Source organism: Methylobacillus rhizosphaerae, assembly GCF_900187985.1.
Taxonomy (GTDB): domain Bacteria; phylum Pseudomonadota; class Gammaproteobacteria; order Burkholderiales; family Methylophilaceae; genus Methylobacillus; species Methylobacillus rhizosphaerae.
This window is the reverse complement of record NZ_FZOA01000002.1, coordinates 3,805-29,173: the sequence shown is the minus strand read 5'-3', so window position 1 is coordinate 29,173 and position 25,369 is coordinate 3,805. Positions and strand designations below refer to the sequence as shown.

The following is a 25,369-nucleotide window of genomic DNA, read 5'->3' as shown; positions in this document are numbered from 1 at the left end:
CTTCTAGATAAATTGCATCAGCTTACTTCTTGATACCTTCAAGCAACAAAGTCACCTCGATATCATCACCGACAGGCGCGCCTGTTTTGGCTGCCCAGGTATAGCCGAAATCGGAAGCCCTGATGATGGTCTTGCCTTCAACACCAGTACGTGTACCGCCCCATGGATCATTGCCAAAGCCCAGCACAGCAAACGGGAATGTCACTTCCTTAGTGACGCCATTGATGGTGAGCTTACCAGTCACATTGCCCTGGCTGGCAGAGGTTGGGGCAATCTTGGTGCTGACAAAGTGGATCTCACCAAATTTACCAGCATTGAGATATTCCTCTTTCTTGATATGTTCATCACGCTTTGCATTGCTGGTACTCACGCTCAGGACATTGATCTTGGCTTCCACACTTGAATTTGCCAGATTCTCCTTGTCGATCACCAGTTTGCCAGTGACATCACTGAAAGTACCGGAAGTCTTGGCAACCACGTGACGGATCGAGAAATTGGCAAAGCTGTGCTTATTGTCGATTTCATAGGTTTCAGTTGCAGCAAATGCCAGGCTGCTTGCCGCGAACAAACCGGCTACAAGACTAAGTTTGGCAATGGAACGCTTCATTGGATTTCCTCTCTGCTATCAAAAAATGTTATTGGTTTTCAACCACGAATTTTTCTGGTGATATTGGCTACCCGTTCACCAAGATGCTCTGCGGTCAGCAAATCACTTTGCAATGGCGCAACATCTGCACCCTGATCGCTGTTGGCTTGGGCCAGTGCCCCAAGGAACCCACCGAGACGATTCAGGTCATTGACCGACCCTGTACTGCTATTGTTCCCCGGCAGCAAATCATTGCCCACCCAGATCATGCCATGTTGCGCAGCAAAAATGGTCAATTGCACAATAGTATTGAGTTTGTCACCGCTCTGGCTGGCAGAAGTCGTGAACCCGGCGGCCACTTTGTCCTTCCAGCCACGATTGAACCATATCCCGGAACTGGCATCCATAAATGCCTTGAACTGGGCCGAGGCCGAGCCCATATACGTCGGGCTGCCAAAAATAATGGCATCTGCCGTATTCAGCGCTTCCCAGTTCTGCTGGGCTTCTTCAGAAGTCAGCAACTGCACTTCAGTCGCTGCCACTTTTCCTGCTCCGCGTGCCACTGCCTTGGCCTGAGCTTCGGTGTGCCCATAGCCACTGTGATAAACCACTGCAATTTTTGTCATGATGACTCCTGTTTCTAAAATGTAATGTCCTAATGGCCCTGATGAGCAGGGAGATCAAACAGCAGAACTTCGGCTTCTTCCCCTGCAGTCAACTCAATGGATTGCTGTCCATCCACCTTGATGGCATCCCCAGCCTCCAGCAAAAACTCGTCCAGGCTCACACTACCGCGCGCCACCTGGATATACAGGCTGCGGCCTGTTTCCATCTGGTAAGCAATCTGCTTGTTTTCAGACAGCACTGTTGCATAAAGGGCAACATCCTGGTGAATCCGTAATGACTCGTCCCTGGCATCAGGAGAAGCGATCAGACACCAGCGGTCGCGCTTCTGCGCCGCCCCGAAATGCTTTTCCTCGTATCCTGGTGCAATCCCGTCCTGCGCAGGCAACAACCATATCTGCAAAAGATGTGCCTGTGTCCGGTCGGATGCGTTGAATTCACTATGGACAATCCCTGTGCCTGCACTCATGCGCTGCACATCGCCCGCCCGGATGACAGAACCATTGCCCAGGCTGTCTTCATGACGCAATTCGCCCTGCAGCATATAGGTGATGATTTCCATATCCTTGTGTGGATGCATGCCGAAACCCATGGCAGGTGCAATGACATCCTCATTGATCACGCGCAGCACGGAATACTGCATGTGTTCGGGATCGTAATATTCGGAAAAGGAAAACGAATGATAGCTATCCAGCCAGCCGTGGTTGGCATGGCCCCGATCCTGGGATTTGCGTAGTCTGATCATGATGTGCCTTTCCTGACCTTCAATATTCTTGAACAATGAAAAGCATGGTAGATAATAAGCGTTGATATTAATAGCAAAGAATTTTGTATATATTGTTCAAAAATTATGAAGATGCTGCGATACCCTGCATGAGGACTGTATGACAACCCGCACCCCTACCACTGTTTTTTCCGGCCCGCAGTATGTGCTGCAGGGTTTAAGGCTGTTGCTGAGCCCGGGATTGCGCGCGTTTGTATTATTGCCGCTCCTGACCAACCTCATCCTGTTCGTTGCCATGGTGTATTACAGCGTGCAGCAATTCAGCCTCTGGTTGACCAGGCTCATGGCAACCTTGCCAGGCTGGCTGGAGTTCCTCTCCTACCTGCTCTGGCCTTTGTTCGTGCTTTTGCTGGTGCTGATCATCTTTTTCACCTTTACCCTGTTTGCCAACCTGATTGCCGCTCCATTCAACGGCCTGCTGGCAGAAAAAGCGGAAGTACTGATACGCGGAGAGGATGATTTCCCATCATTCAACTTACACGAACTGCTGGCCATAGTGCCGCGCACACTGGGCCGGGAGTTGCGCAAACTCATGTATTTCCTGCCAAGGACTCTTGCCTTGCTACTACTGTCGCTGGTACCTGGCCTCAACCTGCTGGCAGCCCCGCTGTGGCTGCTGTTCGGCATCTGGATGATGTGTGTGCAATACCTGGACTATCCAGCAGACAACCACAAACTCGGCTGGCAGGATATGCTGCGCTGGTTGCGGAAAAAACGCTGGAAAAGCCTGGGTTTTGGCTCCAGTGTCTATCTGGCATTATGGATTCCCGGGCTGAATATCATCATGATGCCTGCCGCTATCGTTGGCGCCACCCTGTTCTGGGTGCACGAGCATGACCAGCACAAGGCCATCCTATGAGTATCAGGTTATCCATCGAGGCCCTGGAAGTACTGGATGCCATTGACCGTGAGGGCAGCTTTTCGGCCGCGGCAGAAAGCCTGCATCGCGTGCCCTCCGCCATTACCTATACCATCCGCACCCTGGAAGACGACCTTGGCATCCAGCTATTTGACCGTAGTGGGCACAAAGCCAGGCTGACCGAGGCCGGTAATGAATTGTTGCGGGAAGGACGCCACCTGCTCAAGGCCGCCAGCGAGCTGGAATGTCGTGTGCGCCGCGTGGCAACCGGTGTCGAAACCGATCTCAGTATCACCATCAGCGATATCCTGAAGCTGGAGCCGCTATATGACATTCTGGAACGCTTTTATCTCCAGGATTTCGGCACCCGGGTGCGTTTGTCACGCGAAGTATACGGCGGCAGTTGGGATGCGCTGATCAGCAACCGGGCAGATATCTCCATCGGCGCGCCAGGTGAAGGTCCGTCTGGTGGCGGATACACCACACGCCTGCTGGGTACCATGGAATTTGTGTTTGCGGTCTCTCCCCACCATCCGCTGGCAGCAGCCCCCGAACCGCTATCCAATTTCGATATCCAGCAGCACCGCTCAGTTTCTGCAGCAGATAGTTCCCGCAACCTGCCTCCCAAAACCTCAGGCATTCTTGATGGTCAGGATACGCTTTCCGTCCCGGATATTCCCAGCAAGACCCTGGCCCAGATCAAGGGACTGGGTGTCGGCTACCTGCCACGCAAACTGGCGGAGTACCATGAAAGCCGCGGCGAGTTGTTGATCAGGCAGGTGGCAGAGCCCAAACCGGATGTCGTTGCCTATATCGCCTGGCGCAGCAATGGCGGCAAGGCACAGCAATGGCTGCTGCAGGAGCTGGAGAAAATCAGTATGGAAGATTTTCTGCTGGGGCAAAGCACACCGATTTGATATATTGTGCGCTGACAACACGGCCACCACCATGGCCGTTATATCTCCATCCCAAAGAGAAATTTTATTGATCATGGCGAAAAATCATTTCCCACCTGAGTTCAACACCATCAACCGTTATACCATCCGCGCCATGCTCTGGCTCAACGGTTTTGCCCATATCACTATCGGCCTGGCGCTGGCCGTATCCGTAGCCATGTTCGCCTGGCTGTTCTTTCTTGATGTTCGCATCGCCTTTGCCGCCAACAACCTCATTCACGGCTTTCTCAACGCGCTGGGCACTTTGATGCTGCTATGGTCGATTTCCGCATTGATCTCGGCTGAAATCCGCTACCTCATGGGCGCCAAACTGGAAGTGGAAACCTTTATCGAAGTTGCCATGGTGCTGGTGCTGCGCAAACTCATCATCATGCCGGTACAGGAAGTCAGCCCGGAGGCCATGGACGTCATATTATGGGTAGGTGCTGGCCTGATGCTGGGCCTCACCTTCGTGCTGGTGCGCTGGGGCCAGAAACAACAGGTAGATTAATTGTTCATGACAAACCCTGAACAACTGACCGATCAGGACTTCATGCAGGAAGCCTTGCGGCTGGCACGTGAGGCCGCACTGGCAGGCGAAGTGCCTGTGGGTGCCGTGATAGTCAAGGATGGCCAGATCATTGGGCGTGGCAGCAATGCCCCCATTGCCAACCATGATCCCACTGCCCATGCTGAAATCCGTGCCCTGCGCGAGGCCGCCATGTCACTGGACAATTATCGCCTGGTAGGCTGCACCCTATATGTCACATTGGAACCCTGCGCCATGTGTGCAGGCGCCATTCAGCACGCGCGCATTGCACGGCTGGTGTTTGGAGCTCATGACTATAAAACCGGGGCTTGTGGTAGTGTGGTCAACCTGATGGCTGAAGCAAAACTCAACCACCACACACAGGTTGAAAGCGGCTTGATGGCCGAAACATGCAGCCAGACACTGACACAGTTCTTTGCCGACCGCAGACAGCTGCAGAAAGCTGGCAAAGCCAATTCGCATGGGATAACCGACAACGAGGAGTGACAACATGATTCCAACAGAGTACCTGGTTATTTATTTTGTATCGCTGGGTTTGTGCCTGCTGTCTACTATTTATAAAACCGCCTGTTTCAAATCCATGCTCTGCCGCCAGATTCTCGGCAGCGTCTTCTGGAGCCTGATCCCCATCATGAACACCTTCAAGGCATTGCTCTGGCTATTATCCCTGGCCGTCACCGGCATAGATAAACTCAGGACCAGGTAAAGCAATATACGGCTCAGTGACAATAAAAAACCCGCCAGTTGGCGGGTTTTGCTTGAACCGGGATTCGTGATTAATCACGCTCGCCCATGAATGCCATCAGCAATTGCAGCAAATTGACAAACAGGTTGTAGATATTGATATAAAGCGACAGTGTTGCCATCACGTAGTTGGTTTCACCACCACGCACAATGCGGTTCACATCAAACAGGATGAAACCGGAGAACAACAGCACGGCAATCGCGGAAATTGCCAGTGAGGCCGCAGGAACCTGGAAGAACAGGTTAGCCAGCGATGCAATGATCAACAGGACCAGGCCGACCAGCAGGAAATTGCCGAGGAAGCTGAAGTCACGCTTGGTGGTGGCGCCAATACCTGCCAGTGTCATGAAGATCAGGCCGGTGCCACCTGCAGCCAGGCCCACCAATTGGCCGCCGTTACGCAGGTTCAACGCTACTTGCAGGATGGGGCCCAGCATCAGGCCCATGAAGAAGGTCAGGCCCAACAGTAATACCACGCCAAAACTGTTGTTGCGGTTGGCAGAAATCGCAAAGAACAAGCCAAACATCACGGCCAGCATGATCAATGATGACATGATCGGGCTGGCAGCCATCCAAGAGAAATTCATGGACATACCCACCAGGGCGCCAATCACCGTCGGAATCATGGTCAGGCCCAGCAGCATATACGTATTGCGCAATACCTTGTGCGCCCCTACCGGCAACGCTTGTGTATTCGCGACTTGATAATTCGGTTGCATGTTGTCACATCCCCTATTTGTTAAAAACTGTTAAATCAAACTATGAGTAAGACTAGCCAATTACACATAAAGTTTCAACCATACTACCCTATCTGGCACAAATAAATCAGACTGGACAAGTCTGAATAAAACTATTAATGCCACAAGTGCGCAATCAATGGCGGCTCACTCATATTGAGCCACACTCAAGCATCATCCGTACAATGCCTTCAACCTGGCCCGACTCCACCGCTGCAGTTGTCCGGAGCACATGGAGCACTGCCTCTGGCAGCACTTTACTGGTGGCTGAACAAAAGGCGGCATGCCAGGGTAATGAAAATAAGTCCGACCGCCCGGTTGATGATGAGCTGCACGCGCCTGGAACTGTTCAACCAATGCGCAATATGGCTGGCAACCCATGCAATCAGGCTGAATACAATCAATGCCGCAAGGATGAACACCATCCCCAGCATCATGATCTGCACAGACACAGAACCACGTGCCGGGTCTGCGAACTGCGGCAGGAATGACAAAAAGAAAATAGCCACTTTCGGGTTGGTCAGGTTCATGAGGATGCCGCGCGTATATAAAGTCCATCCATCGCGGCGCTCGCTGGCAGCAGCCGGAACGCTGGCACTACCAGCGTAAAAGGCTTGCCATGCAAGGTAAAGTAAATAAGCTGCGCCTGCGATTTTCAACATCGTAAACGCCAGTATTGACGTTTTGAATATTGCAGCAACACCCAAGGCTACGGCAGAGATATGAAATAACAATCCCGTACACAACCCCAGCATAATGATGAAACCTGGCTTTTTGCCATGCATAGCAGATTGGGTCAGCACAAAGATATTGTCCGGGCCCGGCGCAACTGCCAGCGCAACCGATGCCACGAAAAATAACAGTAGTACGTCCATCGGTATCATGTTTTCCACTTCATTCCGGCATGACCATGCATATAGCCTTGGTCAGACGCTGACCAGCCGCCTGGCCCGGTACCCTGCAAGATCAGGTTGCAGGCAATATATTTGTTCCACAAAATAATTGCGTTCAGCCCAGAAAACCTCAAGATCATAGACACAGAACGAATATTGCCCAGCATCCTCTATCCAACCTGATGCTGTTTTGACTGAAACGGACGTAAACAGCTCATTATCGTTACCCCACCACGCCAGCACCAGATAGGCCATACTCTCACCATCGTGGAAAATAACAAACGCGGGGGTAGTAGCCCAGCCAGCTCGCCTGGATTTTTTAACCTCAGCAAGGCGTGCCAGATAAGGAGCCTGGTCAACCGGCTTATTCTGCGCCGAGATGGTATAGATCTTGATGCCATCTGCATCAATCCACTGCGGCAAGCTCTCGATTTTACGGGAACGGTATATATTGATGTCCGAACGGCTGTCAGCTGACATAAAAATCGCTTTCACGTATCCTGCTTGATAAAAACACACACAGTCGCCTTACCTGAACACATTTATGTTTGCCCCCCTGTCAGCTCGCAACCATGTCCAGGTTTGCTGATTATGGTTTTACTGCTCCCTTCAGCTTCTTCATAAAATCCATAAAATGCGGCCAAAACTCGGTAAATAGCGGATTATTGCGATTTTCCAGCATCACTGCCCCGAACAACTTCTGCCCAACGACAAACGCAGCCGTCGTTTGCGCGTCAAACAGCTCACGGCGGCGTACCAGCTCCACAATGCCAAGAATCTCATCATGGTTTCCTGCCTCAAATACCAGCGGCTCGCGCTGCTGCGGATTGCCATCAACATCGGCGATATATTCCAGCGTGACGCGATAACGATGTTGTTTCATTGACTTACTCCTGGTTTATAAACTGTAGATTCCTGAAAATAGTGATGTCATCCTGCATGGAAAACAAGGCTGCCCCGCTGTAGCATCAGTATGAACAAGCACACGTGCCCGGTTCTGACTTGGGCGAGCTGCGCTGTCTAGACACTTGACGATATACTCGCTAGTGCCTTGGCAGCAATGGAAGAAACCGCCCCAGCCTCCATGACAGCAGGATGTCCGGTGGCACCACACAGAGAAAGAGCCAGTGCGGATTCGTACGCCAGCAGGGCGTTATCCTGCAAGGCATTAGCAAGCGCAATGATGGAGTCCTCGGACAAGCTGCCTAAAGCCCCCAGAGCCTCTGCCGCATAATGGTGCCTTGCCCTGAGTGCTGCACAGATAAAAGGCTCCAACGGTTGTGCGATGGTTCCGAGACGTCGGGCAGCAACAAGGCCACACAACAACGGCATGCCAAGATCACGATACGGCATACCGTAGCTGTTCCTGGCAGAACCATCGAACAACGCCGTCAGAACCGGCAGCGCTGCTGCACCACGCGCCGCCAGCTCCGCAGTGGCCTCAGCCCGCTGCGCCGGTAAAAGGAAACGTTCAAGAACTGGATCAAATATCTCTTGGGACATATACACATCTCACGTCTGCATTCAACCGTGCTATGAAACACGATCAGCGCAGAAGAAGATCAATTTCACCTGACCTTCTGCGCCAGCGTCGACAACATTGTTATCAAGGTGTTTCACTGGTCAGTCCGCTACCCGTCAGCGCAATACCGCCAGAGCCACCGCCACCTCCGCCGTCATTTCCTCCACCACCCTTACCACCAGTACGCGCATCACCTCCACCAGCACCGCCACGCTTACCCGCGCTGCTGCCTGTCACAATGCGTACTGGCCCTTGGTCAGGTACAGTGATACCAGCCGGAATGGGTGTTAAATCCAGGGAGTGGCGGATAAAATTACGCAGTGAAACCACTAGTGCGGCGGTTTCGATCGTCTTGCCCGCCACCATATCGTTCGCCGCCTGCGCCGCCAACCTGACCTGTTCCTCTGTACCCAGCAGAATAATATCCGACAGCGCCGTTTCTACCGCATCGCGGATACGCCGACGGCGTTCAGAAGCACTGACAATAGCACTTAAATCATCCTCCGCACCAGCAGACTCCCGTAACTCACGCAAATGAGCAGGATTCACCGCCAACTCCCCCGTGAAGGAACCTCCCAACACCTTGTAAGCGGCAATCAACACCTTCAATCGTTCGTTGATCTGACGGTTCTCACGCTCACGCCAGCGCTGGAAAGTCTGCATAAAAACCAGTCGGATACCAACCGCCATCACAGACATCAACGCCAGAACCAGCAATGTCGTCAGAATTGCCGAGCCAGAACTCATATCAAGCAAACCTCGCATGCATCACCTCTCGCATAAAATTTTGCAGATAAATACCGTCTTTCTCACTCTCTCTTTGCCATCACGCCAACGGCAAGTCTCCATCTGCCTTGCCTACCATGCCCACCTGGTGCACGGCTTTCATGAAGTCAGGGTCTTCATGCAGCGCTACCATCTCGCTTGGATGGCGGCCGCCATGCATGCGGGCAAGTCGTGCCAGGCTTTGTGCCTGGATATCCCATTTCAGGTTATCCAGTAGTTCATCTGCCTTTTCGGGCTGGTTGCATAGCAGCACCATGTCGCAACCAGCGTGCAACGCGGCAAGCGCTCGCTGGGTGACGTCTCCTGCCACACCGGCGCCCTCCATTGACAGGTCATCGCTGAAAATCACGCCATTGAATCCCAGGCGCTGACGCAGGACTTTCTGCAACCAACGTTCCGAGAAGCCTGCAGGTTTTTCATCTACCTTGGGGTAGATGACATGAGCAGGCATGATGGCCTGGATACCGTCATCTATCAGCTGGCGGAAGGTCTGCATGTCTGTTGAGGCAATCTGGTCAAATTCGCGCTCGTCCACGGGAATGGCCACGTGCGAATCCGCAATGACGTAGCCGTGTCCGGGAAAATGCTTGCCAACCGCCGCCATGCCACCGCGGCGCAGGCCTTGCAGCAATGAAAACGCCAGTTCATTGATGGCTTGCACATTGCCATGAAACGCACGGTTGCCAATGACCTGGCTTTCGCCGTAGTCCATGTCCAGCACCGGCGTGAAGCTGAAATCCACACCGTGCGCACGCAGTTCTGCAGCAATGATCCAGCCCGCCTGTTCCGCGAGTTGTCGGGCCTTACGGGGATGCTCATCCCAGATCTTGCCAAATTCGCGCATGGGAGGAATGGAGGTAAAACCTTCCCGGAAACGCTGCACCCGCCCGCCTTCATGATCGACGGCAATCAATAAAGGGGGCTGCCTGACTGCGTGAATGCTTGCGGTCAGTGCCTTAAGCTGGGCAGGTGATTCGAAATTGCGGGCAAACAGGATGATGCCGCCAACCAAGGGATGGCGAATGCGGCGGATATCGTCAGGGCTGAGCTCGGTGCCGACGACGTCAAGCATGATGGGGCCTAGGGTCATATTGTAATCACGTCAATTGGGTTGATGCCTGTTACCTCAGGCGGAATGGGTTGAAATCAGTATATCTGTCATAGTAATCCTCATTTTCAGCACGCTTGAGGAAAGCCACGACCCGGTACGTCATTGGCGTCAATACTACCTCGACTCCCGTCTTGGCAAGAAATTGTGCCAGCATAACCAAAGGTAGCTTGTCGTCAGGGATGATGCCACTGCCATAGAATGCCAGAGGATAGAACAACATGGAATCCACGCCCTCTCCCACAATGGTCGAGCCTATGGTGCGCATCCATAGCCAGCGCCCTTCTGTCCAGACCTTCATCTTGGCCAGCACAATGGAATTGACCAACTCGCCACAGGCAAAGGCAATCAACCCGGCCAGCGAGATGCGCCAGGCTGAGCCAAATGCGATTTCGTAGGCTTTCTGGTTTTCCCAGAACGGGGCCGGTGGCAAGGCTACGATGACCCAGGCCATGGCCGAGGCAAATGCCAGGGCGGCAAACCCGGTCCAGATGACGCGGCGCGAGCGCGCGTAGCCGTATACCTCGGTCAGTACATCGCCAAAAACATAGGAAATCGGGAAAAACAGCACGCCAGCACCGAATGTCAGCGTACCAATCAGAGGCAGGTCCAGTTGCGCCACCTTGGCCGGCCCGATCAGGTTGGAACAAACCAGCACCACGACAAAGGCCACCATGACCAAGTCGTAATAGCGGTATGTACGCTGTTGCATCACCAGCCTCTAATCCGCAGCCCGCCTGACATCCCAGGCATCACGCAGCTGATCGCCCAATACATTGATGGCAAGGACTACGGACATCAGGCTGATGCCGACAACGAGGACGTAATGTGGCGCAACCAGCAGGTAACGCACGCCATCCCTGAGCATGGCACCCCATGAAGCGTGCGGTGCCTGTATGCCCAGGCCGAGGAATGACAGGCTGGCCTCGGCAATCACCAACCCGGCGATGCTATAAGTGGCTTCTACCACCAGCGGCGCAGCCAGCAATGGCAGCATATGCCTGAACATAATGCGATGTGCGGGCGCGCCCAGCGACTGGGCCGCCAATACATGCTGACGTTGGCGCAGGCTCAAGGTCTGCGCACGGGTCAGGCGCGCATAGCCCACCCATGAGGTCATGCACAAGGCTAGCAACAGGTTACCCAGACCGGGGCCAAGCACGGCCGCAAAAGCGATCGCCAGCAGGATGCCGGGGAAAGCCAGGAATATGTCGGTTACCTGCATCAGCACCCTGTCCACCCAGCCGCCACAATAACCCGCAAGCAAGCCTATCATGGTGCCCACGGTGAGCGTCACCACTGTCACCAGAGAAGCCACCAGCAGGGATACTCCGGCACCGACCGCTACTCGTGCTGCAATGCTACGTCCAAGATCGTCCATACCCAGCACGGCATCCTGGCTGGGGAGCGCCAGCACTTGTTCCAGGTGAATCACGTCGGGATGCAAGTCAAACAACGCGGCTCCCAATATCACCAGCGACCAGAATGCCAGTACCCAGCAAGGCCAGCGCTTCACGACGCAAACCTCACGCGGGGGTCAATCCTGGTATACAGCAGGTCGGTCAGCAGATTGATCACGACATAAGTCAGTGCAATCACCACCACACAAGCCTGGGTCACCGGGTAATCCCGTTTTTCTATGGATTCCACCAACAGGCGCCCGATGCCTTCCCAGCCGAACACGGTTTCGGTAATGACAGTTCCCGCCAGCAGGCTGCCCAATTGCAGACCGACCACAGTCACTATCGGCAGCAGGGCGGCTCGCAGGGCATGTCGCAGAATCACCTTGTGCTCATTAATACCCTTGGCACGGGCGGTACGGACAAAATCCTCGTTCATGACTTCCAGCATGCTGGCGCGCGTCATGCGCGTCAGGATCGCCGCCAGGCCGAACCCCAGGGTCAATGCAGGCAGCACGATGGAACCCGGCTCGCTCATGCCGCTGACAGGCAGCCAGCCCAGCCACAAGGCAAACAGCAGCATCAGCAAAGGGCCAAGCCAGAAATGTGGCATGGCGGATAAGGTCAGGCTGGACAATGTCGCCAGGCCATCCTGCCACTTCCCCTGCCTGAGTGCGGCGATAATGCCCAGCGGCAGGCCCAGGCCAATGGCAATGGCCAGCGCGCACAATGCAAGGGCGGCAGTTGCGGGAATACGGATCAGCAGCATATCGGCAATGGGTTTGCGCGTATGAATAGAATAGCCAAAATCCCCGTGGGCAAGTGCCTGCAGGTAATGGAGAAACTGTACGGGCAAGGATTGATCCAGCCCCAGCTCTGCCCGCAATTTGGCGCGGTCGGCCATCGGCGCGGATTCTCCCAGCATCACCTCAATCGGGTCGCCGGGAACCAGATGCACAAGCAGGAAAGTCAGTAGCAGGACGCCAAACACCACAGGCACCACACCAAGCAAACGCTTAATCATGCTGGATAATCACCGGGGTATACAGGGGCACCAGATCAAACAGCTCGATCACATCGCGGTTGTGCATACGTACGCAGCCATGCGAATGAGGAGCGCCAAATGGTTCCTGTGCATTATCCGGCGCGCCATGGATATAAATATAGCGCTGCATGCTGTCCACATTGCCAAGGCGGTTGAAGCCCGGTACGCAACCAGACAGCCACAGGATACGGCTCAATATCCAGTCGCGTCCGGGATGCTGCGCGTGCAATTCCGGCGTCCAGATTTCTCCCGTTGTGCGACGTGCGCGGAACACGGTGCCACATGCCTGCCCGGCACCTATCTTGGCGCGGATAATATGCGGCCCGCGCGGTGTACGGAAACTGTTTTTTTCCTCACCCACGCCATTCAGCGCTGTGGAAACTGGATATTCCCGCAGCAATACATCCTGCGCGTCATACAGGCGCAGGGTTTGTGCGGGAATGGATATCTCGATTCTCACTTGAATCCCTCCAGCGTATTCTTGCCCGGGAATACGGAACGCAATTTGCTGCGCCGGACATCGACCAGGCCATCCCAATTGCCATCGGGTTGCAAGGTATAGCCCGTGATGTACTTCTGCGTGGCGGCAAACTGTCCTTCATACCAGAGCGGGATATAAGGCAGTTGTTCGTGAATACGAGCTGCTGCATTAGTCCAGTCACTGACAGCAATCAACGTATCTACTTTTTTATCCATGAAATACCCGCGATTTGCGCCTGTTGGTGGAATCGCAGAGGAATGAAAAGCCAGATGATAAATTTCCGGCGTTTTGATGCCCACCCACATCAGGCTATAAAGCTGGAAATTACCACGCTTGATATCTTCAAAAAACGTTCCCCAGTCCAGGCTGCGGATCTCAAGCGCAATACCCGCTTCATGCATCTGCGCCTGCATCATGGTAGCCAGGCGTACACGCTGCGCATCGGTGGAAGTTTTGTAGACCAGCTTCAGCGGCAGCCGGACACCGGCACGCTGCAACAACTCCCGCGCCAGCCCGGGATCATAGGCATTTGCCTGCAAATCTGCATTGCCGGCCCAATGTTCCGGCGGCAATATCGTTTCCGCCAGGCGGCTGCCGCTCACCAGCGCGTGCTGGATAATGGCCTCACGATCAATTGCATGAGCCAGGGCCTGCCGCACCAAGGGGTTGCTCAACACAGGGTCTCGCATGTTCAGGCCGATATAAGCGAAATTCGTCCCTTGCGACTCCTGCACCTCCAGTGAGTGCTGTTTCTGCAGGTAACGTACCAGCTCCGGCGGCAGGTCACCCTGGAGGATATCCGTTTCTCCCCGCACCAGCTTAAGCACACGCACGGTCGGATCCTTGACTTCCTCCAGCCTGAAGCGCTGCTTGTCCTTTACTCGCTCCAGGTGCAATGCCTGCCGCCATGAGACATACTTGAACGGACCGCTGCCGACCGGTTCTGCAGAAAAATCATGGTTGGTAGCAATCAACTCCAGCGGCAGGATACCCAGTATCAAGCGCATGGGGAAATTACTGTCTGCATCACGCAAGAAGAAATCCAGCGTGTTCTCATCGTGTACTTCAATTTTACTGATATTGCCAAATTCAGCGGCAAGCGGGGAATCCGGCAGATCCAGCACGGACTGGTAAGTCGCCGCCACATCCTCTGCTGTCAGGTAGCGGCCATCATGGAAGGTGCGGCCTTCCGGCCCCAGTGTAAAACGAAACAGGCGTGGCGACAGGACACGCCAGCTCGCCAGCGCAGGTATCGGTTGGGAGTGTTCGTCGAAATCCACCAGTGAGCGATAAATCAGGCGATTGACACGTGCTGAGGCTGCATCCATCGCATAGCGCGGATCCAGCGTCTGGGGCAACTGACTGACCGCACTGCGGATTTCATCCTGTCCGCTATGCCGGTTGCAGGCATTGAGCAAGAACACCGTAGTCATCATGATGATGACAAGACCAATGTACTTGCACACCTGGCCCGGCTTCATGATCAGGTCTTCTCGAACAAGGCAATGGATTCCACATGGGAAGTATGCGGAAACATATTGATGACCCCGCTTGCCAGCAAGCGATAACCCTTTTCATGCACCAGAATACCGGTATCACGCGCGAGCGTGGCCGGATTGCATGAAACATAGACAATACGCTGTGGCACATGGGCGGTTTCAGCCTCCGTATCCCCCACATCCGGTAGCGACCTGACCAGCTCAACCGCGCCATCGCGCGGCGGATCAATCAGCCATTTATCGAAATGCCCCAGGGATTGCAGTAATGCCGGTGTCATCTGGAACAAGTCAGCTTCCTGAAACTCCACCTGCCCTGCCAACCCGTTCAGGTCAGCACTTTCGTTGGCGCGCGCCACCAGCGCAGCAGATCCCTCCATGCCGAACACCGACGCACCACTGCGCGCAATGGGCAGGGTAAAGTTGCCCAGTCCGCAGAAAAAGTCAGCAATGCGCTCACCTGCCTGAGGCTGTAACAATTGCATGGCGCGGCGCAACATCACACGGTTGATATGCGGATTGACCTGGGTGAATTCAGTCGGCTTGAACGGATAAGTCAGGTTGAACTCAGGCAAGGAGTAACTGAGGCCCGGCCCCTGTTCAGGATAAAACGGCCTGACGGTATCCGGCCCCTTGCTCTGGGTCCAGATTTCCACGCCATACTGGTCGGCAAACGCCTTGATCGGTGCAGTATCCTGCGGCTGCAACGGTTCAAGGATGCGCAACACCAATACCGTGGACAACTCACCCACAGCCACTTCGATCTGCGGCAAACGGTCACGGATACTGAGTTTCCCCACCAGCACTTTCAGCGGCTCGATCAGGTTGGAAACATGGGGCGACAACACCTTGCAACTATCCATATCGGCAACAAAGCTGCTGGATTTTTCATTAAAACCAACCAGCACGCCGCCTTTTTTCTCGACATAGCGCACACGCAGCCTCGCCTTGTGGCGATAACCCCAGGCCGGGCCATAGATAGGCGACAACATGCGCTCGGAGCGGGTCTTGCCGATATGCCAGAGATTACCCTCCAGCATGCGCTGCTTGGCAGCCACCTGCCCGGAAAACTCCAGGTGCTGGATGGCACAACCACCGCATACGCCAAAGTGTTTACATGCCGGCTGGGTACGCAGATGAGAAGCCTGCAGCACATCCACCACATCCGCCACTTCAAACCTTTCCTTGCGGCGACGCGTCTTGTAAGTGACCTGTTCACCAGGCAAAGCGCCATCAATGAAAATGGTCTTGCCATCCACATGGGCAACCCCGCGACCTTCCTGGTCCAGGGATTCAATCAGTGCAATAGATGTATTCATGAATTAATCGAGTGTAAAACCAGGCAGCCGACAGGGGCTATGGCTGCCAATGATGTAAAAATTCCTGCCAGTGCTGCCCTGGATATGCTGCCAGAGTATCGCGCACCAATGCCACTTCGCGTTCATAAGCGCCTTGGTCCAACATGCCACGCATCAGCTGGAAACGCAGGAACACCAGGTGGGTATTGGCGACATCGGTTTCGCAGTAATCGCGGATGGCGTCAATCTCGCCATGGGCATAGGCATCCCAGACCTTGCTGCCATCCATGCCCAGCTTGCCGGGAAAACCGCACAACTGCGCAATTTCATCCAGCGGCGCATTGGCGCGGCCATTGAACATAGCCAGCAAGTCCATCAGGTCAAGATGGCGCGTATGGTAACGGCTGATGTAATTATTCCACTTGAAGTCGCGATCATCGTCGCCCATATCCCAGTAACGCGGCGCACTGATGCCATGCACCAGCGCACGGTAATGCAGCACAGGCAGGTCAAACCCACCACCGTTCCACGACACCAGGTTGGGCGTATATTTTTCTATGCCGTCATAAAAACGCTGGATGATTTCCTGTTCCGGTGCATCCGGGCTACCCAGCGTCCAGACCCGAAAGCTGTCACCCTCACGCAGCGCGCATGAAATTGCCACCACACGATGCTGGTGCAACGGCAGGAACTCGCTGCCATTGTGCTGGCGACGCTGGTGAAACGCGACACGCGCCACATCTTCATCGGACGTTTCCGCAGGCAGGTCCAGCAGCTTGCGCAGGCCAGCCGTATCGGGAACCGTTTCAATATCAAAGACCAGGGTAGGCGTCATCTACTTCTTCACCCAGCCACTGGCATCCTGGTAATACCAACCTGCAGGTGCTTTCTGTATCCAGCGCTGGGCAAACGTGCTGCGCACCTCAGCCTCCCATTCAGGATGGCCGTTGGCATTGGCGATTTCCTTGTACAAGGCATTACGGTCATTGTTTTCAGCAGCAACCAAAGTATTGACTGACTGGCGCTGCGCCAGGGGAACAGTGTTGGCATCACGTACCGTGATCAGGCCATCCCGCGTGAAACCCACAGCACCACTGGCATAGAAACCAGCCAGTTGCCCGTGCCGTGCCTTCATACTGCCCTTGAGTCCGGTAATCGCAGGCGTATTGACTTCCATATCAGCCGCCTGCACCAGCATGGCAGTCATCAAACCTGCCAGCAACACCAGTATATTCATCAAACGTTTCATGTTATTTGGCCTCTTCTGTCTGTTCAGGCGCAGATGCCTTGTCCTTCAATTGCCAGACATCGTCAATAATGCGGTCCGCAGCTTTTTCTGCCGCTGCCGCCGGGAAATAGATATTGATGGTGACACAGGCAGGCAATGCCACAAGCAGCAATGCAGGTGCCATCCATTTCCAGTTCATTTGCATTCCGTTTTTCTCCCGTACAAGCGTGCATTCATACCACAGTTATTCACGCAGAATTGTACCCTAGTTGTGGTGTTCAACGCTTGGTGCCAACACAGAAAGCTATTCAATTACCGGGCTGGCGTTCCCCTCCGTCACCCGCTTGAGGCGCGACAGGAAATCGCTCCAGCCTACATTGTGGTTATAGCCCATCACCGTGATCGCAGGAATGCCGCTGCCCTTCACGATCACATAACCCTGCGAGGTATATTCCACCCCGCTCATCTTGCAAACATCATTGCTCAACTGGCAGCGCCAGCCGATCTTCGAATAATTGAATTCATTGAAAAACCGCAACACACTGCGCTGTATGGCAGCGGCCGCGCCAGCCCCTCCCAGCGCACTGATATTCTCCACCGCACGCTGGGAGATTTTTTTGCGATAACGCCCGGGGCTATTATGGAAATCCGCATCAAAACTGACAGGCTGCCAATTGGAAAGCAGCAGGTTTTTCACACTGCCATCCAGCTTGCCTTCAATCGCGCCAAACGAGAACGTCCGCGTCAGGTCGCCCAGATCCAGGCGCTGCACCTCAAGGTCGGCACGCAAACTGGAAGTTGCTCCTAGCGGAGTCTGCATGCTGAGGTTACTCACCGCCACACTGCCATTGAACATCTGGAACAACAAATCGCCATCCACCGTCAGCTGACCGCCGCTATACGTCATCATGGGCACTGCTGCCGCCACTTTTCCTTCCATGCGCGGCCATCCCAGCGCATGGCTCAATGCCGGCATTGAAATCGGGATCAGGTTGGCGCGCAAATGCCAGTGCCAATCACCACCAGCGCGGGTGGCCGAGATATCCGTCAGGCTGAGCGCGCCATCCAGCACAGGCAGGTAAAGCTGTGAGGCAGTCAGCGAATAGCGATTGAGGTCAGCCAGTATGCTGGCTTCACCCAGTGGAATTTTCAGCACATGCCCGCCTGCATAGGCAAGCTGGACCACCTGCGCTTCATTGTACGACCAGGGAATCCGGCTATTGAGCTTATAGAGCGCAAACCGCCCGTTCTTATCCTCCAGATCAACATCCTTGAGCATCAATGTGGCAGAAACCGGCTCACCATGCTGCAACACCAGTTTCACCCCAACTTTGCCGCCCAGTTCCAGCTTGCCCAGCGCCCCATCCGTCAGCATGGGTTGCAGCAACAAGGCATAAAGCGGTGCCAGCTCCAGCTCCTGCGCATCCACATCCAGGTCCTGCAATTTGCCTGCCTGCCAACTGCCTTGCAGCCTGGCATTCCCCACTCCGGCCAGCTTTAGCTCTGCATTCTCCACCCGCAACACATCCCCGGCGTAATAACCACGTGCCGATACCTGATGTCCGCCCTTGGCGAAATACCAGGGCTGCCAATAAAGCTCGCCTCCCGTCCAGTCCAGCATGGCCTGCCATTGCCAGCCAGCAGCCTGCCTCTGCAAATCAAGACTCAACCTGGCATCCAGCTTCTCTGCCGCCTGCGTGCCTGCCGGGCTGCTGAATGAGGCCTGCTGCAGCCGCACATTCACCTGATATTGCGGCTTCCCGGACGCCTGCACCACCTGCGCAGAGAATGGCATGTTGACTCCCGGCATCGTCAGCTTGCCCTCGGCACACTGCCAGGCATCAGGCAACGGTCGCGCAGGCTGCATACATGCCAGGCTGACAGCCTGCCAATCAGCACTCTCCGCAGGGCGAATATCAGCCTGTACCTGCACCACTCCATCCAACTTCCACTCCGCCCGCACCTTGCGCAGCTTGGCAGTATCCGCCTCGACTGAATCCGCCTCGATGCTGATACTGGTAATGGCATAAGCGGGCACGCCCCATGCCAGCAGGCAGGCAACGACACTCAACAGGACAGCTGCAAAAGCAAAGCGTGCGTGCCGCACACCCTGCCTCCCCTGTTCCATCTCATGTGTCTCAATCGCTATCTGCATTACTGCATCCCCATCCACCTATTCCATATCTCCCAGCCATGACCGCATCACCAGGCACACTCTATCAAGTAATCATACAGCGTAGATATTCTCATGAAACGGTTGGGAAACCATGCCATGTTCCAGGCAAGCTACATCAGGCAGCAAGAAGGAGATTGAGAGATTACTGGATGTGCCTGACAGCTCGCGCCGAAGACCCCAGCCTAGCCGAGCTGCGCAGCCGGACTGGCAGGATGCTTGTCCACGACCAGTGATAACAAATATAAGCGGCAATCAAATTCATACTGCATATAGTCAGGCTCCATATGCAGACACAACTGATAAAACGCTTTGTCGTGATTGCGCTCCTTGAGGTGCGCCAGCTCATGCACCACAATCATAGTCAGGAATTCGAGCGAAGTGGTTTTGAAAAAGGAAGAAATGCGGATTTCCTTTTTCGCCTTCAACTTGCCGCCCTGCACACGCGAAATGGCCGTATTCAAACCCAGGGTTTGACGTTCTATCGTCAACTGGTTATCAAAATATACCTTGTCCAGCAGCGGCGCATTCTTCAAGTAACGCTGCTTCAGGCCATTACAGAATTCATACAAGGCTTTATCGCTTTGAATGGCATGCCCCTGCGGATAACGCTGCTTAAAATAATGCCCCAACTTCCCTCGGGCATGCAATTGCGCCACCTGCGCCTGCACATGGGCCGGATAACCGGGCAGATATTGTTGGATGAGTGGCAATGACATGCCGCCATTTTAGGTCAGCCCGCAACGTGAATCAAAAGGATATGCCGATTGCCCGCCATCACCTGCCAATGATGCATGAGGCGAAACACTCAAACCCTGTCGGCGCGTCTGCATTTTTCAGGACAGCAAACAACCTGGTTTCTAAGATGACCTGAATGCAGTAAATTGGAAAATACCGGCACCACTCGGGAGATTTATTGACTTGAGGCGCCAGCATCGAATACGATGAAAATATAAAAACATCTTTATTTTACAAACAGTTAATATTTATGGACACTACTCTCCTGCCTGATAATGCAACACATGTCATTGTTAGCCCATCCCCTACTTTGTCACAAGTGCGGAACAGGCATAAAGAGGCTTCTCAGGCACATAGTCAGGCCGTAGCTCTATGGCATAAACGCATCTTTATCGCACAATGCATCATCGCAGGAGCACTGTTCTTCAAATGGATATGGTCTCATTCCCTGCTTGGTTCAGCTTTCATGGCAATCCTGATGCTGATTCCGCTATCTGTACTTCATCTCCTTGTCGGCCTGTTTACCCATAATGAAAAAAAACAGCAGACAGAAGCCAGTACAGCGCTTGCAAATACACGAAAGGATGAAGTTGAAGAGTATCTTGCGAGTATGGGCAAAGGCCGGTATCAATGGATTCAACGCAATGGGGAGTATCTCGCTATCCTGCCCGATGCAGCCTTACTCTATTACTTTGGTTCATTGAGCAAGGATCAGCATGTAGTGCTTGATCCAAGCCGTACCGTGTTGGAAACAAGAGTGACCGCCGAGCAACATGTCAGCCATAACACCACCAGTAGCACAGTCCATGATCGACGAACCGTCTTGATGGCAAGCAAAAATATTGGCATGGTCGGAAAAGGAAAATCCACTACACAAACCACAACCCACACCACCATCACACACACCTACACGCTTGAAGTGCAGGTGCAACTTGCAAAAGGCCAACAACCCTTTTGGATTTCACTGCCTTTTGGTCAAGATGATAAAAATGCTGAAAACTGGAAAGTACTGATCAACCAGATGCGATGATATTGAATAATGACTGAACAAATCAAAGTAGTGAATCGAAAAATGGATAGCATCGACTCATCTACCTTTCCCACCATTTCCTGCCGACGATATACGCTTGATACCTTAACATCGGCAGTCCTGCCAGGCGCGCTAGTGCGGGCCTGCTGCCAATCCCCAATTCCAAGGAGCATATTCTGTTTTCGATAAAATCAAGTTCATCAGACCGGGAGCTGGTGTTTCTTTCACGACACGGTGAATCTTTCACTGTTGAACTCAGGGGTTTTTCCGTCCAGGCAACGCAGACAGTTTGGGCATACTCGGATACACCAGCCCTTGCCAATCTGTTTGTACGGCTGGCTTCATATGAGCATCCGTGGGATGGCAATGAATGCTGGGAATCGATTGAGGGTGAGTTTACACTGTCTGCCAGCTGTTCTCCGCTTGGTGAGGTCAGCTTCTCGGTGCGCATGCACGGCCTGCAGGGATCACCAGAGGAATGGCAGGTATCTGCAGCGCTAACTACTGAACTCGGCCAGCTATCCCTTATCGCAGCAGGTGCTAGTCAGTTTTTCGGGGATACTTGAAACATCAGGTTGGATGACCCGCTCTTCCCGGACACAAGCCGGAAAACTACCCGTCAGCCTACCTTCATCAACCAAACACAGGAGACCCCAGCAAGATGAACTTGATACTTCTGGTGCCTATTACAATATTTGCGCTCTTGAACATTATTGCGATGATTGCAGTACTTCGTGTTCCTGGCACTTCTACATCAAAACGGGCGCTCCAATGTGCATTGATCTGGCTGGTTCCTGGCTTCGGGGCCGCTGCCTGCCTGGTACTTGCAGCGTACAACACGCAAAACCTTTCCAGCACTTCATCCATTTTCCAGTCACATGATGGGGGCTATTCTGGCAGCCATGATAGCGGAAGCTTCGATGGCGGCGGCTCAGGTTGCGGGGATGGCGGTGGTGGCTGTTAACGCATATCACAGCATCCACTGACGGTATGCCATCATTTATTTCAGGAGGGAACCATGAAGATTTCTGCAAGTAATGCGATCCTACTTTCCAATATGTGTGCACTATTACTGCTCAGCGCTTGCAATTCCGATCAGGAGCCGGATTTATCTACGGGATTGGTGAATCCCGCCTCCGAATACTGTATACGCAAGGGTGGCAAGCTTGAGATTGTTAAAGAGGAAGCCGGTGAAAAAGGCATGTGCCATCTGCCAGATGGCTCTGTGGTAGATGAATGGAAATTTTTCCGCCATGAACATTCCGCACAATAGCAGACAACAACTCCATCATTCACGCATGACTATAGATGCATAAACACTCCCCACTCTGAGAACACCGTTCATTGTTACCCTGCACCGATTGTCAGCTCAGCCTATGTTGGCATACACGTTTTCAAGCGCATCCTGCTGATAAAAATATATTCAATAATTTGTCAGGCCACCCTGCCCAATTCCAACAGGATGCGCTGCTTGAGCGTATCCAACTTTGTCTTGAACACTGACAGGGAATCCTCAAACCTGCAACTTGGCGTAACAATCGCCACCACATAACGGCCCAGGAACGTGTCCAGATCAACAGCCACCGCACTGATGCCCAGTACATTCTCATCCCGGTCGATCGCAAACCCCGTCCTGCGGATATCATTCAGGTCCTTGAGCAAATCGTTGATCTGCTTGGTTTTCTCCGTTATTTTCGGATAATCCCTGCCTATACGTGCAATCACTTGCTCATCGGTAAGGTTAGCCAGCAACAGCTTGCCATCCACCGTCGTATAAAGTGTATGCACCGCGCCCAGCACCGCCACTACCCGCAACTCCCTTTCCGCGATAATGCGGTCTATCACATTGGATTGCTGGTTCGAGATGGAAGACAGCACCACGGTTTCATTCACATCACTGCTCAAAAGCTCAAGATGAGGCCGTAAGACCGTGATGATATCCACCTGGGTTTCATGCATGAGTTGCCCCAGCGCCATACCCAGCTTGAAGCCTCGGCCACCATCCAGCATGGTGACCAGCTCTTCGTCTTCAAGCGCCTTGACGATCCGTTGCACCGTAGAGCGTGGCAGAGATGCAATGTCTGCAATTTTCCCTAAACTCAGCCCCGCCGGGTTCTTGGCCAATATCCTTAGGATCAGGGAAGCCCGCGAAATCACCTGAATACCATGCGACCCGGCCTTCATTACTTCTTCTTTATTCATATATTCCCTAGTGGACTCTCACCGAAGCATTTCCGGACACATTATTGTTCGATATGTATCGATAAGTAATACATCGTATTACAAATTCCATCTCAAATGAATCATCGACATCCTGTAAGCCAAAGATACTGAACCCGAATGGTTCAAACACTGTAAATACACCGTACTACAGACAACGCCCCTATCTATTAATAGATTTATTTACGACTATTAGCCAGAATTTATTCACACAACAGCTTTAATATAAGCTATTAATGAAAATAAATTAATAGCCATAAAATTAACTATAGAGTAATGTATTAGCTTTCTACGTCCAGAAAAAAGACTATTATGACCACCAACCGCACTCCCGAAGAAATGGAAGCGTTCCTGGGTCTCGAGTTGAAAAAACTACGCCTGCACCGCAACATTACCCAACAAGAGTTGGCCATCCAGGCAGGAGTCAGCTTGGGCGCACTCAAGTCCCTGGAGTCGGGCAAAGGGTGCACCCTGAAAACCCTGATGAATATTCTCAAAGCACTTGGCAGAGAGAGCTGGATTGAAACAGTAGCGCCTATCCCAGCCATCAACCCCCTGGTCATGACGCTGGACGCAAAACCGCGGCAACGTGCCGCATCCAGGCCAGGTGCCATGAACGTGAAACCACGGCAACATCAAGTTGATGCGATAGACGCTACGCCGGTCATCAAAAACACCCTTATCACCTCCCTATCTGGCAAACAGCGTGCGGAGATGAGTTTAAAAGAACTAGCCAGGTATAACGCCACCACTCCCACCACGACCTCAGGGAAGAAGAAATAATGGCACTTGCAGGCTACACTCCAGTCAATCGGATCATCGTCAAAATCTGGGGACAGGAAGTTGGCAGACTGGCCCTGGATCCCAATACCGGCTACTACGCATTTGCGTATGCAAGAGAATTCTGTGAAACAGGTATTGAGCTTTCTCCAATACAAGCCCCGGCAGAATTCGGGAAGGTATACGTATTCCCGGACTTAGCCATGCATACCTATCACAGGCTACCAGCCTTCCTGGCGGATGCCCTGCCAGATCGATTTGGCAATGCGCTGGTGAATCGCTACATGGCAGATCATGGTGTTCCCGCTGAGGCCATTACCCCTTTGGATCGATTGGCCTACCAGGGTTCACGCGCCATGGGAGCATTGACATTCGAACCCGATGCCAGACCATTTGCGCAATACTCCTCTGCAATCGAGCTGGCCCAATTGGTGTCAGGAGCGAGAGAGGCCCTGACTGGAAATTTCGCTGACAACCACGAGGCGCGTGAGGCATTACACCGCCTCATCGAAGTAGGCACCTCTGCAGGTGGTGCACGCGCAAAGGCGGTCATTGCCATGCACCCGGTCACGAAAGAAATCCGTTCCGGCCAGATGGATACCCCGGCGGGTTTTGAACATTGGTTACTCAAGTTCGACGGCATCCATGATAACGAGCTGGAAATGTCTCAAGGATACGGACGCATTGAATATGCCTATTACCTGATGGCCATTGCTGCTGGCATCAATATGATGGAAAGCCAGTTACTCGAAGAAAATGGCCGCGCTCATTTCATGACGCGCCGTTTTGACCGAAACGCGGAAACACGTAACCATATCCAGACGCTTTGTGCCATGGCCCATCTGGATTTCAATGTACGTGAAACAAATAGCTACGGACAACTATTTGCCTGCATCAAGAGACTGAACCTGCCATACAAGGATCTGGAAGAAGCCTTCCGGCGCATGGTGTTTAACGTCATGGCAAAAAACTGTGACGACCATACAAAAAATATCTCATTCATCCTGCCGCAACAACATGCCTGGCGCTTGGCACCCGCGTATGACATCAGCTTTGCCTATAACCCTCATGGAGAATGGACCTACCAACACCTCATGGCTGTCAACGGCAAATTCAAAGAGATCACACCGGCAGATATGCTTGCTGAAGCACAACGCTACGGTATAGGGACGGCAAAAAACGTGATCGAGGAAGTACACAATGCGGTGGGAAGATGGCAGGAAGCAGCGGAAATTGCCGGCGTATCAGAAAGCCAGTATCAGCATATCGCCGCCCTACTCCTGACCTGACCTGACCTGACCTGACCTGACCTGACCTGACCTGACCTGACCTGACCTGACCTGACCTGACCT

General features: G+C 53.3%; 33 protein-coding genes. 11 read left to right on the top strand and 22 right to left on the bottom strand.

From position 1 onward, the window contains the following. Positions 1 to 22 precede the first annotated feature (22 nt). Genes CHB59_RS02390 through CHB59_RS02380 form a run of 3 tightly spaced genes read right to left on the bottom strand, consistent with a single transcriptional unit; the run spans position 23 to position 1,955 of the window. Positions 23 to 607, bottom strand: coding sequence for a YceI family protein (locus tag CHB59_RS02390; protein ID WP_089374650.1), 585 nt, complete (start codon positions 605 to 607; stop codon positions 23 to 25). A gap of 38 nt (positions 608 to 645) precedes the next feature. Continuing rightward, positions 646 to 1,212, bottom strand: coding sequence for a flavodoxin family protein (locus CHB59_RS02385; protein ID WP_089374649.1), 567 nt, complete (start codon positions 1,210 to 1,212; stop codon positions 646 to 648). A gap of 29 nt (positions 1,213 to 1,241) precedes the next feature. Then, entirely contained in the window at positions 1,242 to 1,955 is a 714-nt protein-coding gene (locus CHB59_RS02380; protein WP_089374881.1) for a pirin family protein, read from the bottom strand. Between the two features lie 139 nt (positions 1,956 to 2,094). Between CHB59_RS02380 and cysZ the strand changes: the two genes are divergently transcribed. From cysZ to CHB59_RS02355, 5 genes are all read left to right on the top strand, one after another. Next, a complete protein-coding gene (gene cysZ / locus CHB59_RS02375) occupies positions 2,095 to 2,853 on the top strand; it encodes a sulfate transporter CysZ (protein WP_089374648.1) in 759 nt (252 codons plus the stop codon). Continuing rightward, positions 2,850 to 3,770: a LysR family transcriptional regulator gene (locus CHB59_RS02370; protein ID WP_089374647.1), complete on the top strand. Its 921-nt coding sequence runs from the start codon at positions 2,850 to 2,852 to the stop codon at positions 3,768 to 3,770. Before cysZ ends, CHB59_RS02370 begins: the two co-directional genes overlap by 4 nt. Before the next feature lie 73 nt (positions 3,771 to 3,843). After that, entirely contained in the window at positions 3,844 to 4,299 is a 456-nt protein-coding gene (locus CHB59_RS02365; RefSeq protein ID WP_089374646.1) for a phosphate-starvation-inducible PsiE family protein, read from the top strand. Positions 4,300 to 4,305: 6 nt separating this feature from the next. Beyond that, a complete protein-coding gene (gene tadA / locus CHB59_RS02360) occupies positions 4,306 to 4,824 on the top strand; it encodes a tRNA adenosine(34) deaminase TadA (protein WP_089374645.1) in 519 nt (172 codons plus the stop codon). A 4-nt stretch (positions 4,825 to 4,828) separates the two neighbouring features. Further along, complete coding sequence (locus tag CHB59_RS02355; protein WP_089374644.1) at positions 4,829 to 5,044, top strand: hypothetical protein; 216 nt, start codon at positions 4,829 to 4,831, stop codon at positions 5,042 to 5,044. A gap of 70 nt (positions 5,045 to 5,114) precedes the next feature. Here the strand turns inward: CHB59_RS02355 and CHB59_RS02350 are convergent, their stop codons facing one another. The 18 genes from CHB59_RS02350 to CHB59_RS02270 all read right to left on the bottom strand — a co-directional run bounded on the left by CHB59_RS02350 (position 5,115) and on the right by CHB59_RS02270 (position 19,968). Then, positions 5,115 to 5,801: a Bax inhibitor-1/YccA family protein gene (locus tag CHB59_RS02350; protein ID WP_089374643.1), complete on the bottom strand. Its 687-nt coding sequence runs from the start codon at positions 5,799 to 5,801 to the stop codon at positions 5,115 to 5,117. A 275-nt stretch (positions 5,802 to 6,076) separates the two neighbouring features. Next, a complete protein-coding gene (locus CHB59_RS02345; RefSeq protein ID WP_245835011.1) occupies positions 6,077 to 6,694 on the bottom strand; it encodes a LysE family translocator in 618 nt (205 codons plus the stop codon). Positions 6,695 to 6,745: 51 nt separating this feature from the next. After that, on the bottom strand, positions 6,746 to 7,207 hold the full coding sequence (locus CHB59_RS02340; protein WP_218816191.1) for a hypothetical protein: 462 nt from the start codon (positions 7,205 to 7,207) through the stop codon (positions 6,746 to 6,748). A 94-nt stretch (positions 7,208 to 7,301) separates the two neighbouring features. Continuing rightward, entirely contained in the window at positions 7,302 to 7,595 is a 294-nt protein-coding gene (locus tag CHB59_RS02335) for a DUF3861 domain-containing protein (protein ID WP_089374641.1), read from the bottom strand. A gap of 137 nt (positions 7,596 to 7,732) precedes the next feature. Next, a complete protein-coding gene (locus CHB59_RS02330) occupies positions 7,733 to 8,215 on the bottom strand; it encodes a hypothetical protein (protein ID WP_089374640.1) in 483 nt (160 codons plus the stop codon). A gap of 103 nt (positions 8,216 to 8,318) precedes the next feature. Beyond that, on the bottom strand, positions 8,319 to 8,981 hold the full coding sequence (locus tag CHB59_RS02325; protein ID WP_218816190.1) for a hypothetical protein: 663 nt from the start codon (positions 8,979 to 8,981) through the stop codon (positions 8,319 to 8,321). A gap of 79 nt (positions 8,982 to 9,060) precedes the next feature. Continuing rightward, entirely contained in the window at positions 9,061 to 10,110 is a 1,050-nt protein-coding gene (gene nagZ / locus CHB59_RS02320; protein WP_089374638.1) for a beta-N-acetylhexosaminidase, read from the bottom strand. 31 nt (positions 10,111 to 10,141) lie between these two features. Beyond that, complete coding sequence (locus CHB59_RS02315) at positions 10,142 to 10,840, bottom strand: queuosine precursor transporter (RefSeq protein WP_179212043.1); 699 nt, start codon at positions 10,838 to 10,840, stop codon at positions 10,142 to 10,144. A gap of 9 nt (positions 10,841 to 10,849) precedes the next feature. Continuing rightward, positions 10,850 to 11,644 carry an ABC transporter permease gene (locus CHB59_RS02310; protein ID WP_089374636.1) on the bottom strand — a complete coding sequence of 265 codons (795 nt, stop codon included), beginning with the start codon at positions 11,642 to 11,644 and terminating at the stop codon, positions 10,850 to 10,852. Continuing rightward, entirely contained in the window at positions 11,641 to 12,552 is a 912-nt protein-coding gene (gene nikB / locus CHB59_RS02305) for a nickel ABC transporter permease (RefSeq protein ID WP_089374635.1), read from the bottom strand. Before nikB ends, CHB59_RS02310 begins: the two co-directional genes overlap by 4 nt. Beyond that, positions 12,545 to 13,033, bottom strand: coding sequence for a L,D-transpeptidase (locus CHB59_RS02300; protein WP_089374634.1), 489 nt, complete (start codon positions 13,031 to 13,033; stop codon positions 12,545 to 12,547). The genes nikB and CHB59_RS02300 overlap by 8 nt, the downstream gene beginning before the upstream one ends. Next, positions 13,030 to 14,535 (bottom strand): ABC transporter substrate-binding protein, encoded by a 1,506-nt coding sequence (locus CHB59_RS02295; protein ID WP_245835010.1) that lies wholly within the window; start codon positions 14,533 to 14,535, stop codon positions 13,030 to 13,032. The genes CHB59_RS02300 and CHB59_RS02295 overlap by 4 nt, the downstream gene beginning before the upstream one ends. A gap of 2 nt (positions 14,536 to 14,537) precedes the next feature. After that, positions 14,538 to 15,869 carry a 23S rRNA (uracil(1939)-C(5))-methyltransferase RlmD gene (rlmD, locus tag CHB59_RS02290; RefSeq protein WP_089374633.1) on the bottom strand — a complete coding sequence of 444 codons (1,332 nt, stop codon included), beginning with the start codon at positions 15,867 to 15,869 and terminating at the stop codon, positions 14,538 to 14,540. 37 nt (positions 15,870 to 15,906) lie between these two features. Beyond that, on the bottom strand, positions 15,907 to 16,683 hold the full coding sequence (locus CHB59_RS02285; protein ID WP_089374632.1) for a 3'-5' exonuclease: 777 nt from the start codon (positions 16,681 to 16,683) through the stop codon (positions 15,907 to 15,909). Beyond that, complete coding sequence (locus tag CHB59_RS02280) at positions 16,684 to 17,097, bottom strand: YdbL family probable chaperone protein (protein ID WP_089374631.1); 414 nt, start codon at positions 17,095 to 17,097, stop codon at positions 16,684 to 16,686. Between the two features lies 1 nt (position 17,098). Continuing rightward, positions 17,099 to 17,275, bottom strand: a complete 177-nt coding sequence (locus CHB59_RS11675; RefSeq protein WP_179212042.1) for a hypothetical protein — start codon at positions 17,273 to 17,275, stop codon at positions 17,099 to 17,101. A 105-nt stretch (positions 17,276 to 17,380) separates the two neighbouring features. Next, on the bottom strand, positions 17,381 to 19,231 hold the full coding sequence (locus CHB59_RS02275) for a translocation/assembly module TamB domain-containing protein (RefSeq protein ID WP_245835009.1): 1,851 nt from the start codon (positions 19,229 to 19,231) through the stop codon (positions 17,381 to 17,383). Positions 19,232 to 19,434: 203 nt separating this feature from the next. After that, positions 19,435 to 19,968 (bottom strand): M48 metallopeptidase family protein, encoded by a 534-nt coding sequence (locus CHB59_RS02270; protein ID WP_089374630.1) that lies wholly within the window; start codon positions 19,966 to 19,968, stop codon positions 19,435 to 19,437. Positions 19,969 to 20,453: 485 nt separating this feature from the next. Between CHB59_RS02270 and CHB59_RS02265 the strand changes: the two genes are divergently transcribed. The 4 genes from CHB59_RS02265 to CHB59_RS02250 all read left to right on the top strand — a co-directional run bounded on the left by CHB59_RS02265 (position 20,454) and on the right by CHB59_RS02250 (position 22,290). After that, on the top strand, positions 20,454 to 21,017 hold the full coding sequence (locus CHB59_RS02265; RefSeq protein ID WP_089374629.1) for a hypothetical protein: 564 nt from the start codon (positions 20,454 to 20,456) through the stop codon (positions 21,015 to 21,017). A 215-nt stretch (positions 21,018 to 21,232) separates the two neighbouring features. Beyond that, positions 21,233 to 21,583, top strand: coding sequence for a DUF6228 family protein (locus CHB59_RS02260; RefSeq protein ID WP_089374628.1), 351 nt, complete (start codon positions 21,233 to 21,235; stop codon positions 21,581 to 21,583). Between the two features lie 95 nt (positions 21,584 to 21,678). Continuing rightward, positions 21,679 to 21,981 (top strand): hypothetical protein, encoded by a 303-nt coding sequence (locus CHB59_RS02255; RefSeq protein WP_089374627.1) that lies wholly within the window; start codon positions 21,679 to 21,681, stop codon positions 21,979 to 21,981. A 54-nt stretch (positions 21,982 to 22,035) separates the two neighbouring features. Next, positions 22,036 to 22,290 carry a putative hemolysin gene (locus CHB59_RS02250; RefSeq protein ID WP_089374626.1) on the top strand — a complete coding sequence of 85 codons (255 nt, stop codon included), beginning with the start codon at positions 22,036 to 22,038 and terminating at the stop codon, positions 22,288 to 22,290. A 161-nt stretch (positions 22,291 to 22,451) separates the two neighbouring features. Here the strand turns inward: CHB59_RS02250 and CHB59_RS02245 are convergent, their stop codons facing one another. After that, entirely contained in the window at positions 22,452 to 23,219 is a 768-nt protein-coding gene (locus CHB59_RS02245; protein WP_245835008.1) for an IclR family transcriptional regulator, read from the bottom strand. Between the two features lie 330 nt (positions 23,220 to 23,549). On the opposite strand from CHB59_RS02245, the gene CHB59_RS02240 reads away from it, so the two are divergent. Both CHB59_RS02240 and CHB59_RS02235 read left to right on the top strand, forming a co-directional pair. Further along, positions 23,550 to 24,020 carry a helix-turn-helix transcriptional regulator gene (locus CHB59_RS02240; RefSeq protein ID WP_245835007.1) on the top strand — a complete coding sequence of 157 codons (471 nt, stop codon included), beginning with the start codon at positions 23,550 to 23,552 and terminating at the stop codon, positions 24,018 to 24,020. After that, a complete protein-coding gene (locus tag CHB59_RS02235; protein ID WP_089374625.1) occupies positions 24,020 to 25,306 on the top strand; it encodes a type II toxin-antitoxin system HipA family toxin in 1,287 nt (428 codons plus the stop codon). Before CHB59_RS02240 ends, CHB59_RS02235 begins: the two co-directional genes overlap by 1 nt. Positions 25,307 to 25,369 lie beyond the last annotated feature (63 nt).

Bases quoted from the DNA above. Each gene is read 5' to 3' on its own strand.
- CHB59_RS02390 (WP_089374650.1), bottom strand. From the start codon at position 607: ATGAAGCGTTCCATTGCCAAACTTAGTCTTGTAGCCGGTTTGTTCGCG.
- CHB59_RS02385 (WP_089374649.1), bottom strand. From the start codon at position 1,212: ATGACAAAAATTGCAGTGGTTTATCACAGTGGCTATGGGCACACCGAA.
- CHB59_RS02380 (WP_089374881.1), bottom strand. From the start codon at position 1,955: ATGATCAGACTACGCAAATCCCAGGATCGGGGCCATGCCAACCACGGC.
- cysZ (WP_089374648.1), top strand. From the start codon at position 2,095: ATGACAACCCGCACCCCTACCACTGTTTTTTCCGGCCCGCAGTATGTG.
- CHB59_RS02370 (WP_089374647.1), top strand. From the start codon at position 2,850: ATGAGTATCAGGTTATCCATCGAGGCCCTGGAAGTACTGGATGCCATT.
- CHB59_RS02365 (WP_089374646.1), top strand. From the start codon at position 3,844: ATGGCGAAAAATCATTTCCCACCTGAGTTCAACACCATCAACCGTTAT.
- tadA (WP_089374645.1), top strand. From the start codon at position 4,306: ATGACAAACCCTGAACAACTGACCGATCAGGACTTCATGCAGGAAGCC.
- CHB59_RS02355 (WP_089374644.1), top strand. From the start codon at position 4,829: ATGATTCCAACAGAGTACCTGGTTATTTATTTTGTATCGCTGGGTTTG.
- CHB59_RS02350 (WP_089374643.1), bottom strand. From the start codon at position 5,801: ATGCAACCGAATTATCAAGTCGCGAATACACAAGCGTTGCCGGTAGGG.
- CHB59_RS02345 (WP_245835011.1), bottom strand. From the start codon at position 6,694: ATGGACGTACTACTGTTATTTTTCGTGGCATCGGTTGCGCTGGCAGTT.
- CHB59_RS02335 (WP_089374641.1), bottom strand. From the start codon at position 7,595: ATGAAACAACATCGTTATCGCGTCACGCTGGAATATATCGCCGATGTT.
- CHB59_RS02330 (WP_089374640.1), bottom strand. From the start codon at position 8,215: ATGTCCCAAGAGATATTTGATCCAGTTCTTGAACGTTTCCTTTTACCG.
- CHB59_RS02325 (WP_218816190.1), bottom strand. From the start codon at position 8,981: ATGAGTTCTGGCTCGGCAATTCTGACGACATTGCTGGTTCTGGCGTTG.
- nagZ (WP_089374638.1), bottom strand. From the start codon at position 10,110: ATGACCCTAGGCCCCATCATGCTTGACGTCGTCGGCACCGAGCTCAGC.
- CHB59_RS02315 (WP_179212043.1), bottom strand. From the start codon at position 10,840: ATGCAACAGCGTACATACCGCTATTACGACTTGGTCATGGTGGCCTTT.
- nikB (WP_089374635.1), bottom strand. From the start codon at position 12,552: ATGATTAAGCGTTTGCTTGGTGTGGTGCCTGTGGTGTTTGGCGTCCTG.
- CHB59_RS02295 (WP_245835010.1), bottom strand. From the start codon at position 14,535: ATGAAGCCGGGCCAGGTGTGCAAGTACATTGGTCTTGTCATCATCATG.
- rlmD (WP_089374633.1), bottom strand. From the start codon at position 15,869: ATGAATACATCTATTGCACTGATTGAATCCCTGGACCAGGAAGGTCGC.
- CHB59_RS02285 (WP_089374632.1), bottom strand. From the start codon at position 16,683: ATGACGCCTACCCTGGTCTTTGATATTGAAACGGTTCCCGATACGGCT.
- CHB59_RS02280 (WP_089374631.1), bottom strand. From the start codon at position 17,097: ATGAAACGTTTGATGAATATACTGGTGTTGCTGGCAGGTTTGATGACT.
- CHB59_RS11675 (WP_179212042.1), bottom strand. From the start codon at position 17,275: ATGAACTGGAAATGGATGGCACCTGCATTGCTGCTTGTGGCATTGCCT.
- CHB59_RS02275 (WP_245835009.1), bottom strand. From the start codon at position 19,231: ATGCAGATAGCGATTGAGACACATGAGATGGAACAGGGGAGGCAGGGT.
- CHB59_RS02270 (WP_089374630.1), bottom strand. From the start codon at position 19,968: ATGTCATTGCCACTCATCCAACAATATCTGCCCGGTTATCCGGCCCAT.
- CHB59_RS02265 (WP_089374629.1), top strand. From the start codon at position 20,454: ATGGCAATCCTGATGCTGATTCCGCTATCTGTACTTCATCTCCTTGTC.
- CHB59_RS02255 (WP_089374627.1), top strand. From the start codon at position 21,679: ATGAACTTGATACTTCTGGTGCCTATTACAATATTTGCGCTCTTGAAC.
- CHB59_RS02250 (WP_089374626.1), top strand. From the start codon at position 22,036: ATGAAGATTTCTGCAAGTAATGCGATCCTACTTTCCAATATGTGTGCA.
- CHB59_RS02245 (WP_245835008.1), bottom strand. From the start codon at position 23,219: ATGAATAAAGAAGAAGTAATGAAGGCCGGGTCGCATGGTATTCAGGTG.
- CHB59_RS02240 (WP_245835007.1), top strand. From the start codon at position 23,550: ATGACCACCAACCGCACTCCCGAAGAAATGGAAGCGTTCCTGGGTCTC.
- CHB59_RS02235 (WP_089374625.1), top strand. From the start codon at position 24,020: ATGGCACTTGCAGGCTACACTCCAGTCAATCGGATCATCGTCAAAATC.